The following is a 17,265-nucleotide window of genomic DNA, read 5'->3' on the forward strand; positions in this document are numbered from 1 at the left end:
CCGGTGCCACGACCGCGGCCGCGTCCACGGCCGGCGCCGCCACGGCCTGAGCCCTCGCCCGAGCCCGACGGAGCGGCCTCGCGGACGAGGCCACCGGCATACGACCGGTCGCCGGGGGCGAGCTCGGTCAGGAGCGGGTGGCCGAGCTGGACGCGCGTCGTGGTCGGCTTGATGCCGGCCTTGCGCGTCAGGTCGCGCACGTCGCGCACCTGGTCGTCGAGCATCATCGTCACGACGGTGCCGTCGTTGCCGGCGCGGGCCGTGCGGCCCGAGCGGTGGAGGTAGGCCTTGTGCTCGACGGGCGGGTCGGCGTGGATCACGAGCGCGACGTCGTCGACGTGGATGCCGCGGGCGGCGATGTCCGTCGCGACGAGCGTCTGGGCGCGGCCGGAGTGGAAGTCGTCCATGTTGCGCGTGCGGGCGCCCTGGCTGAGGTTGCCGTGCAGCTCGACGGCCGGAACTCCCGAGGCGTTGAGCTGCTTGGCGAGCTTCTTGGCCCGGTGCTTGGTGCGCGTGAAGACGACGGTGCGCCCCGGTGCGGCGGTGAGGTCCAGCAGCACGGGGAGGTGCGCGTCGGCGCCGACGTGGAGCACGTGGTGGCTCATCGTCGACACCGGCGACTGGGCCGAATCGGCTTCGTGCGTCACAGGATTGGTGAGGAAGCGCTTGACGAGGACGTTGATCGCACCGTCGAGCGTCGCGGAGAAGAGCAGCCGCTGGCTGTCCCGGGGCGTCTTCTCCATGATCCGGCGCACACCGGGGAGGAAGCCGAGGTCGGCCATGTGGTCGGCCTCGTCGAGGATGGTGATCTCGATGCCGTCGAGGAAGACGTGGCCCTGCTGCATGAGGTCCTCGAGGCGGCCGGGGCAGGCGACGATGACGTCGACGCCGTTCCGGAGCCCCTGGACCTGCGGGTTCTGGCCGACGCCGCCGAAGATCGTCTGCGAGGTGAGGCCGAGCGCCTTGGCGAGCGGCGCCATGGCCGTGTCGATCTGGGTCACGAGCTCACGCGTCGGCGCGAGGATCAGAGCGCGGGGACGGCGGGCCTGACGGCGCTGGCCCGACTGGGACAGGCGCGTCAGCAGGGGCAGCAGGAACGCGTACGTCTTGCCGGAGCCGGTGCGGCCGCGGCCGAGCACGTCGCGGCCCGCGAGCGAGTCGGGCAGCGTCGCTGCCTGGATCGGGGTCGGGACGGTGATGCCAAGGTCGTCGAGGACCGTGACGAGGTGGGCGGGGACGCCGAGGACGGCGAAGTTCGTGTCAGTGGACACAGGCGGGTACTCCAAAAAGTGGAAGCGGTCGTTCTGCCCGGCGCGACGGCCTCGGCTGTGAGGTGTCGCGGCGCAAGAGCGAATCGACGGGGCCGGCGACACTCCGCCAGGCCAAGAAGAAGCGACCCGAGGCAGAACTGGGCGGGCCGCTGCCGACAAGTCTACCCGAAGACGACCTATGCCGTGTACGGGACCCGTCCCGAGGAGCCTCGCGCGGATCTTCCCTGTCTTTCCGACATACCTCGCGAACGGCAGAGCGGAAACGGGAAAACGTGTGACGGGCGCCACAGCGCTTCCCTACCGTCGAAGACACGGCGTCGCCGAACGCCGCGAGAGCTCGCCGAACTACCGCTCTCAAGGACAACGAGGGGCAACCACATGTCAAGCAAGATCCGTGCCATCACTGCTGTCGTCGCCGCGTGCACGACAGCCACCGCGTTCAGCGCCCTCACGGGGTCGAGCGCCTCCGCCCACGGCTCCGGGGACGGCCCGGCGCACTCACCGAAGGTCCTGAACAGCAGCGTCATCGCGCCGTTCGGGATGGCGATCTCGGGCCAGGACGTCTGGTACACCGACGGATTCGTCGGCACTGTCAACAAGATCTCGAAGGGGACCGACACGGTCGTCACGACGGGTCCGCAGCCCGAGGTCGCCGGCATCGACGTCATCCAAGGGGGCGCCACCTATGCCTTCACGTCGTCCAACGACGACCACAGCTCCACCTCGCTGACGATCCGCAGCAAGGGCCGGTCGGACGTCGTCGCCGACCTCAGCGGCTACGAGAAGAAGGCGAACCCCGACAAGCGCGCCACCTACGGCGTCGTCTCCGGGGGCAAGAGCTGCGCACCGGGGGAGCTCGATGCCTTCTTCATGAAGGCCTTCCAGATCCCCGCGACCTACAAGGGGCAGGTCGACTCCCACCCGTATGCCGTCGCCTACATCGGGGACGGGGCGTGGTCCGTGGCTGATGCCGGGGGCAACGACATCCTCCGCGTCGACCGTCACGGACACGTGTCGACGATCGCGGTGCTGCCGCCCCAGCCCGTCACCCTGACGGCCGCCCAGGTCGCCGCCATGGGGGCACCGTCCTGCCTCGCCGGAGCGAAGTACAACTTCGAGCCCGTCCCCACCGACGTCGAGCGCGGAGCGGGCGGGAAGCTCTGGGTCTCGACCCTGCCCGGCGGCCCGGAGGACCCGAGTCTCGGGGCGCGCGGATCCGTCTACACCGTCAACCCGTGGAAGCACTCGTCCCAGCGCATGGCGACCGGCTTCCTCGGCGCGACCGACCTCGCCCTGGGCCAGGACGGCGCCGTCTACGTCGCCGAGCTCTTCGGGGGCAAGGTCACGAAGCTGAAGCACGGGCGCACCTCCACCGTCGTCACGACCGACCGACCGCTCTCGATCGAGATCCAAGGCGAGTCGCTCTACGTCGGCACGCTCGCAGACGTCACGTTCGGCCCGGCGGGACCGGTGGTCAACGCTCCGGGCAGCATCACCCGCTACCGCCTCTGAGGCGCCTGGCGACACCCGCGGCACACGTCCGCTCCTTCATCGGCACGCACCTCGGGCGCTATGTCCGGGGTGCTGCTGTGTCCCCGCTAACGGTTCGGCCGCATCCATGCGTACTCGCAGCGAAAGGTGGCAGGATCGGCGAGATCACTCGGCGCACTGTCGCGCCCGCTCACCTCGAACGACTTGCTTGACCCGGAAGGACCCCTGATGCGTCGCCTGTCCCTGTTCACCGTCACCGGCCTCGTCGCCGCCGGCCTCACCCTCTCCGCCTGCGGCTCGAACTCGTTGTCCACCCCGCCGGCGGCAGGCAGCGCCCCTGCCGGTTCGGCGAGCGCGGCCGGCGGAGGCGTCGACCAGGCACTGGCCGCCAAGGTCCCGGCGAAGCTGAAGTCCGCCGGCAAGATCGTCGTCGGTACGGACCCGACCTACGCGCCCAACGAGATGCTCGCGACCGACGGCAAGACCGTCGAGGGCTTCGAGGTCGACCTCTTCAACGCCGTCGCGGCCAAGCTCGGCCTCAAGACGGAGTACGTCCCCGCGGGCTTCGGCACGATCATCCTCGGCGTGACGAGCGGCAAGTACGACATGGGTGTCTCGAGCTTCACCATCAACCCCGACCGCAAGAAGCAGGTCAACATGGTGAGCTACTACAAGGCCGGCACGCAGTGGGTCGTCGCCAAGGGCAACCCCGAGAAGGTCAACATGGACGACGTCTGCGGCAAGAGCGTCGGCGCCCAGAAGGGCACCGTCCAGGCCGACGACCTCGCGGCACGGAGCAAGAAGTGCACCGACGCCGGCAAGCCGGCCATCACGCAGGTCATCCAGACCGGCCAGGACCAGGTGACCGCCGACGTCGCGAGCGGCAAGACCGTCGCGATGCTCGCCGACTCCCCCGTCGGGTTGTACGCCATCAAGCAGACCGGGACGCTCGAGCCGCTCGGCAGCATCTACGACTCGGCCCCGTACGGCTTCGTCGTGCCGAAGGACCAGACCGACCTCGCCAACCTCCTCGTCGAGGCCCTCAAGGCGACCAAGGCTGACGGCAGCTACGACGCGGCGCTGAAGAAGTACGCCGTCGAGGCCGGCGGGATCGACAACTTCGCCGTCAACCCGTGAGCGACCCCGTGACCGGCACGAAGACCACCGCGACGCCGACCGGCGCGACCACCGACCGGCCGGGCGTCATCTCGGCCAAGCCGGTCCGACACCCCGGGCGCTGGGTCGCGCTCGTGGTGATCCTCGTGGTCCTCGCCATGCTCATCAGCTCGTTCGTGACGAACCCGCGCTGGAACTTCGCCAAGGCCCTCGAGATCATGCAGCAGACCCCGGTGATCGAGGGGCTCTGGAAGGGCACCATCATCGGCACCATCGGCTCGATGGTCATCGGCATCGTGGGCGGCATCATCATCGCCGTCCTGCGCCTGTCGGAGAACCCGATCCTGCGTGGGGTCTCGTTCGTCTACACGTGGTTCTTCCGCGGCATCCCGCGCCTGGTCCTGCTCGCGATGATCGGCAGCGGCGTCGGCTTCCTCTACAACAAGATCGACTTCGGCGTGCCATTCGGTCAGCAGCTCGCCTCCGTCATGGGCCTGTCGAGCGACTTCACCTTCTTCACCCTCAACGTCAACCAGTTCTCGAGCACGCTGCTCGCCGGCATCATCGGCCTGGGCCTGTCCGAGGCGGCCTACATGGCTGAGATCGCCCGCGCGGGCATCCTGTCCGTGGACACGGGCCAGGCGGAGGCCGCCGCGGCGCTCGGGATGAACCGCGGCAAGGCCATGCGCCGCGTCGTGCTGCCCCAGGCGATGCGCGTCATCGTGCCGCCCACCGGCAACGAGACGATCGCCATGGTCAAGGACACCTCGCTGCTCTCGGCGATCCCCGTCATCACCGAGCTCTTCTACCAGACGAGCGCGATCGGCAACCGGACGCTGCTCATCATGCCGGCGTTCGTCGCCGTCACCGCGTGGTACCTCATCGTCGGGTCGGTGCTCATGGTCGGCCAGTACTTCCTCGAGAAGCGTTTCGGGCGTGGGTTCGGCACCCCGAGCAACAAACGGTTCGCACGACCCGCCGGGGCAGGAGGCGCCTGATGTCCGAGACCACGAACACCCCGACGAACGCGACAGCTCCCCAGCGCACCGCCTCGCCGGTGCCCGAGCGCTCGCGAACGGGTGAGGACCGGCCGCTCGTCCACGCGGTCAACGTCATGAAGAGCTTCCACGGCAACGAGGTGCTCAAGGGCATCGACCTCGACGTCCACCGTGGTGAGGTCGTCTGCCTGCTCGGGCCCTCCGGCTCGGGCAAGACGACGTTCCTGCGCTGCATCAACCAGCTCGAGGCCATCGACGGCGGCCGCATCTGGGTCGACGGCGACCTCGTCGGCTTCCGTGACGAAGGTGGGCACCTGCACCACCTCACGGACAAGCAGGTGGCGACCCAGCGCCGCGAGATCGGGATGGTGTTCCAGCGCTTCAACCTCTTCCCGCACATGACGGCCCTCGAGAACGTCATGGAGGCACCCATCCAGGTCAAGGGTGTCAGCAAGAAGCAGGCACGGGCGCGGGCACACGAGCTGCTCGAGCAGGTCGGCCTCGCCGACAAGCCGGACGCCTACCCGGCGCAGCTCTCGGGCGGCCAGCAGCAGCGGGTGGCGATCGCCCGGGCCCTGGCGATGGACCCGAAGCTGATGCTCTTCGACGAGCCCACCTCTGCCCTGGATCCCGAGCTCGTCGGCGAGGTGCTGCGCGTCATGCGTGAGCTCGCCCAGCAAGGCATGACGATGATCGTCGTGACGCACGAGATGGGCTTCGCGCGTGACGTCGCCGACCACGTCGTCTTCATGGACGGAGGGGTCGTCGTCGAAGAGGGCCGGCCCAAGGACGTCATCCGCAACCCGCAGCACGAGCGCACCAAGTCGTTCCTCGCGCGGATGCGCACCGAGGACGAGGAAGAGGCGACGGACGCCCAGATCCCCTGAGCCGCAAGAGACGTGGGCAAGAATGGGGCCATGACGACGGAGTCACCCTCGAGCCGACCCGCACTGCCCGACCACGAGATCCCGACCCTCGAGGTGGGGGAGCTGCGGGCCCTGCAGCTCGAGCGTCTCCGACGGATGGTGCGGACGGCATACGACAACGTCCCGCACTACCGGGCTGCGTTTGACGCCAAGGGTTTCCACCCCGATGACCTGCGGTCGCTCGACGACGTGAGCCGTATGCCGTTCACGACCAAGGCGGACCTGCGGGCCAACTACCCCTTCGGGATGTTCGCCGTCCCGCGGGAGCAGGTCGTGCGCGTGCACGCGAGCTCGGGGACCACCGGGCGGCCCACCGTGGTGGGGTACACCAGACGCGACATCGACACGTGGGCAGACCTCATGGCGCGCTCGATTCGTCTAGCGGGCGGGCACCCGGGCGACATCGTGCACGTCGCCTACGGCTACGGCCTGTTCACCGGCGGTCTCGGGGCCCACTACGGCGTCGAGCGGCTCGGCGCGACGGTCGTACCCGTCAGCGGCGGCATGACCGAGCGGCAGGTCCAGCTCATCCAGGACTTCGGCCCGCGCGTCATCATGGTAACGCCGAGCTACTTCCTCAGCCTGCTCGACCAGATGGAGCTCGAGGGCATCGATCCGGCCACGACGAGCCTGGAGGTCGGGATCTTCGGTGCCGAGCCCTGGACCGAGTCGATGCGCCAGGAGATCGAGCGCCGCACCGGCATGGACGCCGTCGACATCTACGGCCTCTCGGAGGTCATGGGCCCCGGCGTCGCGCAGGAGGCCGCGACGACGAAGGACGGGCTGCACATCTGGGAGGACCACTTCTACCCCGAGGTCATCGACCCGATCACCGAGGAGGTCCTGCCCGACGGCGAGGTCGGCGAGCTCGTCTTCACGTCGCTGACGAAGGAGGCGATGCCGGTGATCCGCTACCGCACCCGTGACCTGACGCGACTGCTCCCCGGCACGGCCGTCCCGTCGATGCGCCGGATGGAGAAGATCACCGGGCGCACCGACGACATGATGATCATCCGCGGCGTCAACGTCTTCCCGACCCAGATCGAGGAGCACGTGCTCGCCGAGCCGCGCCTGTCGCCCTACTTCCAGTGCGTGCTGACCCAGCCCGGCCGGATGGTCGAGCTGACGGTGCTCGTCGAGCCGGTCACGCGCCTCGAGGCCGGCGCCGCCGACGAGATCGCGCGCGCTCTCCAGCACGCGATCAAGACGCACATCGGCACGACCTGCGGCGTCGAGGTGCGAGCGCCCGGCTCGATCGAGCGCTCCATCGGCAAGGCCCGTCGCATCGTCGACGAGCGCGGCACGGCCTGACGCGAACCGTCGCGGAGTGCTTGACTCGGACCATGGGGGTCCTGGGGACCGAGCGAGGGATGAGCATGGGCACGATGACTCGACGACTGTGGCGGGCGGGGAACGCGGGCGCCACGTGGACCTACCGACGCACGGGCGGGCGGATCGGCGGCAGGGCTCGTGGCGGCAGCCCGGTGCTGCTGCTCACGGCTCCCGGTCGCAGCTCGGGGAAGCCGCACACGGTCCCGGTCGCCTACATCGAGCGCGATGGCGCCTACTACCTCGCGGCGACGGCGGGCGGGCAGCCGAAGGAGCCGCAGTGGATCCGCAACCTGCGCGCGACCTCCACGGCCACCATCCAGGTGGGCCGCCAGCAGATGCCGGTCTCCGTCGAGGTGCTGCGCGGCGCTGAGCGGGAGGCAGGTTGGCACGACTTCGTCACCGCCTATCCGTCCTTCGCCCCGTACGAGCAGAAGGCCGGCCGCCGCATCGCCATCGCGAAGGTGACCCCGACACGCTGAGGCAGACCCGAAGGGTGTCCGGATGCCGGGCGGGTGACGGCGCGGCAGGCCCGGGCGATCCGGCTCAACGGTGAGCACGCGGGCGTACTTCGCGCGCGGCGACGGGCCGTTCGACGACGAGTGGACGCGGTGGCGGCCCGACTCGGCGTGGACCGCGCCCGGCCTGCGCGACGACGAGCACTGGGACATCGACCTCGTCGACTGACCGGGCGTCGCGCGTGTGTGCACCTTGCGTTGTTCTGACAACGCGAGGTGCACACGCGGACTGTCTCCGCAGGAACCCTTCGGTGAGGGGCGGGGTATCAGCGGGACGCCCACCGGCTCTGAGCCGTGGGAGGGATCAGTATCCACTTCCGCCGCACACCCGCTGCACCAGCCACCGCACCAGGAGCACGTCATGGGCATTCCTCCACACGCAGCCCGCCTCGCCGGCGCCTGGGCCGTGAAGTCCGCCGCTGACCAGCAGTCCGCGCTCGAGAGGGGGCTGATGTCGGACCTGCCACCGGGTCCCGAGCCGACCCCAGCACCGACACGCCGACCCGAACGCCACCGACCGCACCGCATCGCCGTCTCGCGCATCCTGCACCCGCTGCAGCGGCACGCCTGACCGGCGACACGGCATACGACCTCGGGCGAGAGCTCCCGTCAGGCCTCGCGCTGGGCGCGGCGGACGATCTCGATCGCGGCAGGGTCAGCGACACCGGCCGCGCGGGCCGCCGCCACGAACCGCTCGGCCAGCACCCCGAGCGCCGCCTCGGCGGCATGCTCCCCCGAGGCGACCACCGTGCCAGCCCGGCCGCGCGTCTCGACGAGGCCCGCGGCCTCGAGCTCCTTGAAGGCGCGGGCCACCGTGTTGGCCGCGAGGCCGAGGTCGACGGCGAGCGCCCGAACCGTCGGGAGCCGGTCGCCGGGCACGAGTCGGCCCGAGCGGATCAGCGCCTCGACCTGCGCGCGCAGCTGCTCGAAGGGAGCCTCGCGGGCGTCGGGGTCGACGACGATGTCGAGTTCGGTCACCCCGTGAGTAACGCAGTGGCCGGAGCCGGTGTCAACGCCGGCCGAGTGAGCGGTGTCACGCCGATCCCTGGACAGGGGCGTCCCCTCGTTCCCAGCGCAACGGCTAGCATCTACTACGTCACGTAGTTTTGGTGCTGACCCCTCGCGGAGCCCTCATGGATGCAACGGACCTGGCACGGTGGCAGTTCGCCATCACCACCGTGTACCACTTCCTCTTCGTGCCGATCACGATCGGCATGTCCCTCATCGTCGCTGTCTTCCACACCGCCTGGGTGCGCACGCACAACCCGCAGTGGATGAGGCTGGCGAAGTTCTTCGGCAAGCTCTTCCTCATCAACTTCGCCCTCGGGCTCGTCACCGGCATCGTGCAGGAGTTCCAGTTCGGGATGAACTGGAGCGACTACTCGCGCTTCGTCGGTGACATCTTCGGGGCACCCCTCGCCATCGAGGCGCTGCTCGCCTTCTTCCTCGAGTCGACCTTCCTCGGCCTGTGGATCTTCGGCTGGGGGCGGCTGCCGGAGAAGCTGCACGCCGCGACGATCTGGCTGGTGCACATCGGGACGGTGCTGTCGGCGTACTTCATCCTCGCCGCCAACTCCTTCATGCAGCACCCGGTCGGCTACACGTACAACAAGGCGAGCGGACGCGCCGAGCTCACGGACTTCTTCGCGGTGCTGACCAACAAGGTCCAGCTCGTCACCTTCCCGCACGTCCTCTTCTCCGCGTACATGGCCGGCGCCGGCGTCGTGATGGGCGTCGCACTGTGGCTGATGCGCCGTGAGGCCAAGCGCGCCGGCGACGACGCGCGGGAGGTCGCCCGCACCGATGCGCCGATGTACCGCAGGGCGACCCGCATCGCGGCGGTCTTCACCCTCGTCGCCGCCATCGGCGTCGTCGTCTCCGGCGACGCGCAGGGCAAGATCATGACCCAGGTCCAGCCGATGAAGATGGCCGCCGCCGAGGGGCTCTACGAGTCCGTGCCCGCGGGGGCCGGGGCGCCCTTCTCCGTGCTGACGGTCGGCTCGCTCGACGGCTCGCACGCCAACGCCATCATCGAGATCCCCGGCCTGCTCAGCTTCCTCGGGACCGGGGACTTCAAGGGCGTCGTCAGGGGCATCAACGACCTCAAGGCCGCGTATGCCCAGACCTACGGCGCGAGCGGCAACCCCCGCGTGGCCGACACCGCGACGGCCTACGTCCCCAACATCCCGACCACCTACTGGTCGTTCCGCCTGATGATCGGGCTCGGGATGGTGACGGCACTCATCGCGCTCGCCGTCCTCTGGCTGACGCGCAAGGGACGCGCCCCGACGTCGAAGTGGCTCGTGTATGCCGCCGTGGCCGCTCCGCTCCTGCCCGTCTTCGCCAACAGCTTCGGCTGGATCTTCACCGAGGTCGGCCGCCAGCCCTGGCTCGTCTTCGGCCTGATGACGACCGCCAACGGGGTCTCGCCGAACGTCTCGATGGGCGAGGTCATCACGTCGATGGTCGTCTTCACGCTGCTCTACGGCGCCCTCGCCGTCGTCGAGATCAAGCTCTTCCTGCACTACGTCCGCAAGGGGGCCGAGCCCTTCGAGGAGCCGCAGGACCCCGCCGACCGGGACGAGGACGCACCCCTCGTCTTCGCCTACTGAGAAGGGCTGAGCTGCAATGGATCTCGCCACCTTCTGGTTCCTCGTCATCGGTATCCTCTGGACCGGCTACCTCGTCCTCGAGGGCTTCGACTTCGGCGTCGGCATGCTGATGCCCGTGCTCGGCGGCAAGCGCTACGCCTCCGACGCCGTCGACGCGGAGAAGCGTCGTCGCGTCCTGCTCAACACGATCGGCCCGGTGTGGGACGGCAACGAGGTATGGGTGCTGACCGCCGGCGGCGCGACCTTCGCGGCCTTCCCGCACTGGTACGCCACGCTGTTCAGCGGTTTCTACCTGCCGCTGCTGCTCATCCTCGTCGCGCTCATCGTGCGCAACCTCGGCCTCGAGTACCGCCACAAGCGTCCCGAGGCGCAGTGGAAGGCGCGCTGGGACCGGGCGATCTTCTGGGGCTCGCTCGTGCCCGCGCTGCTCTGGGGCGTCGCGCTGACGAACATCGTGCGCGGCGTGCCGATCGACGCGAACAAGGAGTACACCGGCAACCTCTTCACGCTGCTCAACCCGGCCGGCATCCTCGGCGGACTCGTCTTCGTGACGCTCTTCCTCACGCACGGCGCGATCTTCGTGGCACTCAAGACCGACGGGAAGATCCGGCACGAGGCGCGCCGGATCGCCGAGCGCGTCGGTGTCGTCGCCGCGGTGCTCGCGGTCGTCCTGCTCGTCTGGATCGGCCTCACCGACGGCAAGCCCGCCTCGTGGATGACCACCGTGATCGCGGCCGCCGCTCTCCTCGGCGGGCTCGCGGCGAACCGGGCCGGGCGTGAGGGCTGGGCCTTCATCGGCACGGCCGTCACCATCGCCATGGCGGTCGCGACGTACTTCCTCGTGCTCTTCCCGAACGTCATGCCGAGCTCGACGAACCCCGCCTGGAACCTGACGATCCACAACGCGTCGAGCACCGACTACACGCTCAAGGTCATGACGATCGTCGCGCTGGTCTTCACGCCGATCGTCCTGATCTACCAGAGCTGGACCTACTGGGTCTTCCGGAAGCGCCTGACGGTCCAGCACATTCCCGAGGACGCCCCCCGCGAGACCGTCTCGCACTGAACCCGACCGCTGACCACGACCCTGACCCTGACCCTGACCCTGACGCCACCATCGATCGAGAGAGCACGGACTCGGTGAAGCCCTTCGACCCACGACTCCTCCGGGCGGTCCCGGCCGCCCGGAGGCCTGTCGCCGTCCTCGCCGCCACCGGCATCGCGAGCGGCCTGACGACGATCGCGACGGCCTTCGCGCTGTCGGCGGTCGTCGTGGCCGTCGTCGACGGGACGGACCTCACCACTCCCCTCGCCTGGCTGCTCGGACTCTTCGCCGTGCGGGCGGTGCTCGCGGCCGTGACGGAGTGGGTGGCGGCCTGGTCCGGCGTGTCGGTGTCGTCGGCGCTGCGAGCTTCGCTCCTGGGTCGCTGGGGCACCGTCGACGCAGACTCGCGCCTCGAACCGGGGGCAGCCGTCTCGCTCGCGACCGCGGGCACGGCAGCCGTGGAGCCGTATGCCGCCCGCTTCCTCCCGACCCTCGTGACCGCCGCCGTCGTGCCCGCCCTCGCCATCGCGACGCTCGTCGTCGTCGACTGGCCGAGCGCCCTCGTCGTGGGGCTCACCCTGCCGCTCCTGCCCGTCTTCGCCGCCCTCATCGGCAAGGCCACCGCGGAGTCGACCGAGCGGCGGTGGGCAGCACTGGCGTCGCTCTCGGGCCACTTCCTCGACGTCGTCCGCGGCCTGCCGACACTCGTCACCTACGGCCGGGCCCGGCGGCAGGTCACGACGGTCCGGGAGGTCAGCGACCGGCACCGCCGCGCCACGATGGAGACGCTGCGCATCGCGTTCCTGTCGTCGGCCGCACTCGAGCTCCTCGCGACGATCTCGGTCGCCCTCGTCGCCGTGACGGTCGGCCTCCGTCTGTCCACCGGGTCGATGGCCCTCGGCCCGGCGCTCGTCGCGATCCTGCTCGCCCCCGAGGCCTACTGGCCGGTGCGACGGGTCGGTGCCGAGTACCACGCCGCCGCCGACGGCGCCGTGGCCCTCGACGCCATCCTCGCCCACCTCGACCCGACCCCCTCCGAGCTCCCCGCCGACTCGTCGACCGACGAGCGCAGCGGACGAGTCGGTCACGTGCGGCTCGACGCCGTCACCTACGCGTATGCCGGGTCGCCGGCTCCCGTCGTCCATGGCCTCGACCTCGTGGCCGGCCCCGGGCTCACGGTCGTGACCGGACCGTCGGGCGTCGGCAAGTCGACGGTGCTCGACCTCGCAGCCGGACTGCGTCAGCCCACGGCAGGCACGGTCGAGGCGCCGGCCTCGCACTACGTGACACAGCGGCCCTTCCTCGCGACCGGGACGGTGCGCTCGGCGCTGACCATCGGCCATCCGGCCACCGACGGCCAGCTCTGGGAGGCCCTGCGCGCGGTCGAGGTCGACGGGGTCGTCGCCGCCCTGCCCGGTGGCCTGTCCGCCGACCTCGGCGACGACGGCTTCGGACTGTCCGCCGGGCAGCGCCAGCGTCTCGCCCTCGCCCGTGCCTGGCTCGCCCCCGAGACCGTCCTGCTTCTCGACGAGCCGACCGCCCACCTCGACCCCGAGGGCGCCGAGCACATCGCTGCTCTCGTCGCCGAGCTCGCCGAGCGCCGAGTCGTCATCGCCGTGACCCACCGCGACGAGCTGCTCGCCCACGCCGACCACCACCTCGTCCTCACCGGCTCCCGAGAGGAGGCCGACCGATGAGCGCCTCGACCCGGCGGGTCTGGTGGCCCTCCGGCGGCACCGTCCGCGGCGGCCTGCTCGGCGGCATCGCGACCGCGGCAGGCATGGCCCTCACCGCGGCCTCAGGCTGGCTCATCGTCCGGGCCTCCGAGCACCCCGTCATCCTCACGCTGCTCACCGCGATCGTCGCCGTCCGCGCCTTCGGCATGGCGCGGCCCGTGTTCCGCTACTGGGAACGGCTCACGAGCCACGACGCCGCACTCGCGATGCTCGCCGAACGTCGGACGTCGGCCTACGAGGCCCTCATCCCCCTCACTCCGGCCCGCCTCGGACGCCGCCGCCGCTCCGACGTGCTCACCGGTGTCGTCGACGACCTCACCGACGTCGTCGACGCCCAGGTGCGGGTCACGGTCCCGGCCATCTCGACGGCCGTCGCCGGTGGCATCGCCATCGCCCTGACGATGGTGCTCGCCCCGCCCGTGGGCCTCGTCATGCTCGGGCTCGGGCTCGTCGTGTGCCTCATCAGCGGGTTGGCCGTTCGCCTCGAGTCCCGTTCCCTCGCAGAGCTGCTCGCTGCCCGAGCCGAGGTGACGCGCGTCAGCGAGCTCATGTCGAGCCAGGCCGGTGAGCTGCGGGCGGTCGGCGGCTGGCACACGGCGCTCGGCTGGCTGGACGACGCCCACGCCGCGCTCGACCGGGCGACGCGGAGGATCAGTGCCGGCCGCGCGGCCGCAGCCTCCCTCTTCCTCGTCGCGGTGGGGGCAGCCGTCGCCGTGACCGCGGTCATCGCCCAGGACCTTGCCGTCTCGACCCCGGTCAAGGCGCTCCTCGTGCTCACGCCCGTCGCGGTCTCCGAAGCCATCACCCCACTCGTCGACGCCATGCGCGCCCTGGCCCGGGCCCGGGGCAGTGAGCAGCGCATCGACGCCCTGCTCGACCTCGCGCCGGCCGTCGCCGTGCCCGGCCACGCGGACGACGAGACGTCGGGCACCCAGCCCGGRCACACGGCATACGCCAGCAGTGACGTCGAGACCCGCGGGCTCACCGCGTCGTGGACGGGCGCGCGCACCGACCTCACGGCGACCGACCTCGACGTGCCGACCGGCAGCCGCATCGCGATCACCGGGCCCAACGGCAGCGGCAAGTCGACCCTGCTCGCCGTGCTCGCTCGCCACCTCGACCCGTCGGGTGGCACCTACCGGCTCGGCGGCACCGACGCGCTCGCGGAGCCGCTCGAGCAGACCCGGGCGCGCATCGCCGTCGTCGACGACGAGACCCACGTCTTCGCGACGACGCTGCGGGGCAACCTCACCCTCGCGCGGCCCGACGCGGACGACGCCGCCGTGGAGCGCGCCCTGCGCGCCGCGGGCCTCGGCCCACTCGTCGAGGACCTGCCCGACGGGCTCGACACGACGCTCGGCTCGACCGGCCGCGGTCTCTCCGGTGGTGAGCGCGCCCGGCTCGGCATCGCCCGCGCCTACGTCAGCGGGCGCCCGGTCCTGCTCCTCGACGAGCCGGTCGCCCACCTCGACCCGCCGACGGCCCGCGCCGTCGTCGAGGACCTGATGGGTGGGAGTGCCGCGCCGGGTACGACGGGGGTGGCGGGCACGGACACGCCCGCGCAGACGATCATCATGGCGACTCATCGCGACGACGGCGCCGAGCTGTTCGACCGTGTCGTCGAGGTGCGGCGCCAGCCATCGGGGACGATGGCGCACACGACAGCAGAAACGGACGCCCACCCGGGCGACCGCACGCACGAACCCGACCCGCCACGTCGGTAGATAGGACCCACCATGCCCACCACTCCGCGAAACCGTCTCGGCGACCTCGAGCGCGTCGTCATGGAAGAGCTCTGGACCACTGCCGACGCCCACCCCGAGGGCCGAACGGTGCGCGAGGTCCACGACGCGATCGGGGTCGACCGCGGGCTCGCCTACACGACCCTCATGACCGTGCTCGACCGGATGGCGAAGAAGGACCTCGTCCACCGCGAGCGCGACGGCCGCGCCTGGCGCTACACCGCCGCGTCGACCCGCGCGGAGCTGACGTCGGAGACGCTGCACCACACGCTCAGCGAGCTGGCCGGCGACAAGCGACACACCGCCCTGCTGCACTTCCTCGACGAGTCGACGGCCGAGGAGATCGACGAGCTCAAGGCGGCCCTGGCCGCACTCGAGGCGCGCCGACCCGAGCGCGCCGGCTGATGCCCGACCCCGTGGCCGGGCGCCGCACGACCTGAGCCGTGCTCGTCGTCGCGACCCTCGTCGTCCTCGCGGTCCTGCTCGCGTGGCCGGTGCCGCGCGCCCTGGCCCGGGTCACGTCGTTGCGGCGCGCCCCCCGGTCCGCCTTGGTGCTCTGGCAGGCCACGGCCGTCGCCGCCGTGCTCGCCGCGCTGCTCGCCGCGCCGGCGGCGATCCCGCTGCTGGTCGGCCGTCAGGTGCGGCTGTCGGAGCACTGGGCCGTGCTGGTCGTCGCCGCCGCACTCAGCGGGCTCGTCGCCGTGCGACTGCTGCTCTCGGGGGACCGGGTCGGCCGCAACCTGCGCGCGGCGCGGCGCCGCCACCGCGATCTCGTCGACCTGCTCGGGGTCGCCGGCGAGGGCGCCGACCGACACATGCGCGTCCTCGAGCACACGACCCCGACCGCCTACTGCGTCCCGGGCGTACGCCGTCGCGTCGTCCTGACGCAGGGCACCCTCGACCGGCTGGGACCCGACGAGCTCTCGGCGGTCCTGGCCCACGAGCGTGCCCACCTCAGTGCACGACACGACCTCGTCGTCGAGTTCTTCACCGTCGTCCACGAGGCGGTGCCCGGTTTCCTGCGCTGTGATGCGGCGCTCCGGGAGGTGCTCCTGCTCATCGAGGTGCTCGCCGACCGTGCCGCCGTCCGACGGGCCGGGCCGGTCAGCACGGGACGGGCGATCGTCGCCATGGCGGGCGGCCCGAGGCCCGCGGGCGCCATGGCGATCGCCGACAGCACCCGGGTCGCCACCGCACGCATCGGGTTGCTCGATGCCGAGCGCATCGCCGGACTGCCGGTCCCGGTCGTCGCCACGGGGATGTATGCCGTCTCGGCCGTTCTCGTCGTGGCGCCCCTCGCGCTCTACCTCGCCGCGATCGCCGGGCTGACCGTCGTCTGAGCCGCTCCCGGGCGGGTGAGCCGCTCGGTAGGGTGGCGCCATGCGCGTACTCGTCAGCGGCGGAGCCGGCTACATCGGCTCGCACACCGTGGTCCAGCTCATCGCCGCCGGGCACGACGTGCTCATCGTCGACAACTTCGCCAACAGCAAGCCGACGGTGGTGAACCGTCTCGAGGCCCTGACCGGCACGCACCTGCCCGTGCACGCCTTCGACCTGACGGACCACGACAAGACCGAGCACCTCTTCGCCACCGAGAAGATCGACGCCGTGATCCACTTCGCCGGGCTCAAGGCCGTCGGCGAGAGCGTCGAGCTGCCCCTCGAGTACTACGAGAACAACCTCGGCTCGACCTTCTCCCTCGTGCGCGCCATGCGCCGCCACGGGGTCGACAAGCTCGTCTTCAGCTCGTCCGCCACGGTCTACGGCACCAACCAGGAGGCCGCCACCGAGGACCGCACGACCTCGGCGACCAACCCCTACGGCTGGACCAAGGTCATGCAGGAGCAGATCTTGCGCGACGTGGCCGCGGCCGACCCCAGCATGCGCTTCGCCCTGCTGCGCTACTTCAACCCGGTGGGCGCCCACGCCAGCGGCACCATGGGCGAGGACCCGCAGGGCATCCCCAACAACCTCGTGCCCTACATCTCGCAGGTGGCCGTCGGTCGCCGCGAGTACCTCCAGGTCTACGGCGACGACTACCCGACCACGGACGGGACGGGCGCCCGGGACTACATCCATGTCGAGGACCTGGCAGCGGGGCACCTCGCCGCACTGACGAAGCTCGGCACGATGGAGGAGCCTGTCGGCGTGTGGAACCTCGGCACCGGCCAGGGCACGACGGTGCTCGAGATGCTGCACGCGTTCGAGCGGGCCGTGGGCCACGAGCTGCCGTACCGCGTCGTCGGCCGGCGCGCCGGCGACGTCGCCGTCTCGTTCGCCGACCCGGCCAAGGCCAACGCCGAGCTGGGCTGGCGCGCGACCCGCACCATCGACGACATGTGCGTCGACACGTGGCGGTGGCAGAGCGCCAACCCCACCGGCTACCCCGACGCCTGACCGACGGGAGCCCTCCTCCCCGTCGAGTGCTCAGTTCCCCACGTCGCGCGGCCCGTCCGGAAATGGGCACTCGACTGAAGGCGC

At 70.9% G+C, this 17,265-nt stretch carries 17 protein-coding genes; 15 read left to right on the forward strand and 2 right to left on the reverse strand.

The features are described 5' to 3' along the window. The coding region (locus AC1DP0_RS05445) for a DEAD/DEAH box helicase (RefSeq protein ID WP_478082846.1) at positions 1-1,271 on the reverse strand (1,271 nt) is incomplete at its 3' end. A gap of 378 nt (positions 1,272-1,649) precedes the next feature. Here AC1DP0_RS05445 and AC1DP0_RS05450 point away from each other — a divergent pair. The 8 genes from AC1DP0_RS05450 to AC1DP0_RS05485 all read left to right on the forward strand — a co-directional run bounded on the left by AC1DP0_RS05450 (position 1,650) and on the right by AC1DP0_RS05485 (position 8,220). Further along, positions 1,650-2,783, forward strand: a complete 1,134-nt coding sequence (locus AC1DP0_RS05450) for a ScyD/ScyE family protein (RefSeq protein WP_478082847.1) — start codon at positions 1,650-1,652, stop codon at positions 2,781-2,783. A gap of 207 nt (positions 2,784-2,990) precedes the next feature. Continuing rightward, a complete protein-coding gene (locus AC1DP0_RS05455) occupies positions 2,991-3,899 on the forward strand; it encodes an ABC transporter substrate-binding protein (protein WP_478082848.1) in 909 nt (302 codons plus the stop codon). Continuing rightward, entirely contained in the window at positions 3,896-4,876 is a 981-nt protein-coding gene (locus AC1DP0_RS05460; RefSeq protein WP_478082849.1) for an amino acid ABC transporter permease, read from the forward strand. The genes AC1DP0_RS05455 and AC1DP0_RS05460 overlap by 4 nt, the downstream gene beginning before the upstream one ends. Positions 4,877-4,992: 116 nt before the next feature. After that, entirely contained in the window at positions 4,993-5,763 is a 771-nt protein-coding gene (locus AC1DP0_RS05465; RefSeq protein ID WP_478082862.1) for an amino acid ABC transporter ATP-binding protein, read from the forward strand. A gap of 30 nt (positions 5,764-5,793) precedes the next feature. Then, positions 5,794-7,113: a phenylacetate--CoA ligase PaaK gene (gene paaK, locus AC1DP0_RS05470; protein ID WP_478082850.1), complete on the forward strand. Its 1,320-nt coding sequence runs from the start codon at positions 5,794-5,796 to the stop codon at positions 7,111-7,113. Positions 7,114-7,187: 74 nt separating this feature from the next. Next, positions 7,188-7,613: a nitroreductase/quinone reductase family protein gene (locus tag AC1DP0_RS05475; protein WP_478082851.1), complete on the forward strand. Its 426-nt coding sequence runs from the start codon at positions 7,188-7,190 to the stop codon at positions 7,611-7,613. A gap of 70 nt (positions 7,614-7,683) precedes the next feature. Beyond that, positions 7,684-7,818 carry a hypothetical protein gene (locus tag AC1DP0_RS05480; protein ID WP_478082852.1) on the forward strand — a complete coding sequence of 45 codons (135 nt, stop codon included), beginning with the start codon at positions 7,684-7,686 and terminating at the stop codon, positions 7,816-7,818. 192 nt (positions 7,819-8,010) lie between these two features. Next, on the forward strand, positions 8,011-8,220 hold the full coding sequence (locus AC1DP0_RS05485; RefSeq protein ID WP_478082853.1) for a hypothetical protein: 210 nt from the start codon (positions 8,011-8,013) through the stop codon (positions 8,218-8,220). Between the two features lie 38 nt (positions 8,221-8,258). Here AC1DP0_RS05485 and AC1DP0_RS05490 read toward each other — a convergent pair whose 3' ends face one another. After that, positions 8,259-8,627 carry a GntR family transcriptional regulator gene (locus tag AC1DP0_RS05490; protein ID WP_478082854.1) on the reverse strand — a complete coding sequence of 123 codons (369 nt, stop codon included), beginning with the start codon at positions 8,625-8,627 and terminating at the stop codon, positions 8,259-8,261. A 155-nt stretch (positions 8,628-8,782) separates the two neighbouring features. Between AC1DP0_RS05490 and AC1DP0_RS05495 the strand changes: the two genes are divergently transcribed. The 7 genes from AC1DP0_RS05495 (at position 8,783) to galE (ending at position 17,181) form a co-directional block, all read left to right on the forward strand. After that, positions 8,783-10,261, forward strand: a complete 1,479-nt coding sequence (locus tag AC1DP0_RS05495; protein ID WP_478082855.1) for a cytochrome ubiquinol oxidase subunit I — start codon at positions 8,783-8,785, stop codon at positions 10,259-10,261. 16 nt (positions 10,262-10,277) lie between these two features. Beyond that, on the forward strand, positions 10,278-11,327 hold the full coding sequence (cydB, locus tag AC1DP0_RS05500; protein WP_478082856.1) for a cytochrome d ubiquinol oxidase subunit II: 1,050 nt from the start codon (positions 10,278-10,280) through the stop codon (positions 11,325-11,327). Between the two features lie 74 nt (positions 11,328-11,401). Then, on the forward strand, positions 11,402-13,003 hold the full coding sequence (gene cydD, locus AC1DP0_RS05505; RefSeq protein ID WP_478082857.1) for a thiol reductant ABC exporter subunit CydD: 1,602 nt from the start codon (positions 11,402-11,404) through the stop codon (positions 13,001-13,003). After that, positions 13,000-14,766, forward strand: a complete 1,767-nt coding sequence (cydC, locus tag AC1DP0_RS05510; RefSeq protein ID WP_478082858.1) for a thiol reductant ABC exporter subunit CydC — start codon at positions 13,000-13,002, stop codon at positions 14,764-14,766. The genes cydD and cydC overlap by 4 nt, the downstream gene beginning before the upstream one ends. A gap of 12 nt (positions 14,767-14,778) precedes the next feature. After that, entirely contained in the window at positions 14,779-15,189 is a 411-nt protein-coding gene (locus AC1DP0_RS05515) for a BlaI/MecI/CopY family transcriptional regulator (protein ID WP_478082859.1), read from the forward strand. 38 nt (positions 15,190-15,227) lie between these two features. Next, the gene (locus tag AC1DP0_RS05520; RefSeq protein ID WP_478082860.1) at positions 15,228-16,124 is read left to right on the forward strand and encodes a M56 family metallopeptidase; all 897 of its coding nucleotides are present in this window, start codon (positions 15,228-15,230) and stop codon (positions 16,122-16,124) included. Between the two features lie 40 nt (positions 16,125-16,164). Further along, on the forward strand, positions 16,165-17,181 hold the full coding sequence (galE, locus tag AC1DP0_RS05525) for a UDP-glucose 4-epimerase GalE (protein WP_478082861.1): 1,017 nt from the start codon (positions 16,165-16,167) through the stop codon (positions 17,179-17,181). Positions 17,182-17,265: the final 84 nt, after the last annotated feature.

Source organism: Terrabacter sp. P5_B1 (genome assembly GCF_056400505.1).

What these genes read in the sequence shown, in the direction of transcription:
- AC1DP0_RS05485 (WP_478082853.1), top strand. Translation starts at nt 8,011, where the DNA reads ATGGGCATTCCTCCACACGCAGCCCGCCTCGCCGGCGCCTGGGCCGTG.
- AC1DP0_RS05475 (WP_478082851.1), top strand. Translation starts at nt 7,188, where the DNA reads ATGACTCGACGACTGTGGCGGGCGGGGAACGCGGGCGCCACGTGGACC.
- AC1DP0_RS05455 (WP_478082848.1), top strand. Translation starts at nt 2,991, where the DNA reads ATGCGTCGCCTGTCCCTGTTCACCGTCACCGGCCTCGTCGCCGCCGGC.
- AC1DP0_RS05495 (WP_478082855.1), top strand. Translation starts at nt 8,783, where the DNA reads ATGGATGCAACGGACCTGGCACGGTGGCAGTTCGCCATCACCACCGTG.
- cydB (WP_478082856.1), top strand. Translation starts at nt 10,278, where the DNA reads ATGGATCTCGCCACCTTCTGGTTCCTCGTCATCGGTATCCTCTGGACC.
- galE (WP_478082861.1), top strand. Translation starts at nt 16,165, where the DNA reads ATGCGCGTACTCGTCAGCGGCGGAGCCGGCTACATCGGCTCGCACACC.
- AC1DP0_RS05450 (WP_478082847.1), top strand. Translation starts at nt 1,650, where the DNA reads ATGTCAAGCAAGATCCGTGCCATCACTGCTGTCGTCGCCGCGTGCACG.
- AC1DP0_RS05465 (WP_478082862.1), top strand. Translation starts at nt 4,993, where the DNA reads ATGAAGAGCTTCCACGGCAACGAGGTGCTCAAGGGCATCGACCTCGAC.
- paaK (WP_478082850.1), top strand. Translation starts at nt 5,794, where the DNA reads ATGACGACGGAGTCACCCTCGAGCCGACCCGCACTGCCCGACCACGAG.
- AC1DP0_RS05515 (WP_478082859.1), top strand. Translation starts at nt 14,779, where the DNA reads ATGCCCACCACTCCGCGAAACCGTCTCGGCGACCTCGAGCGCGTCGTC.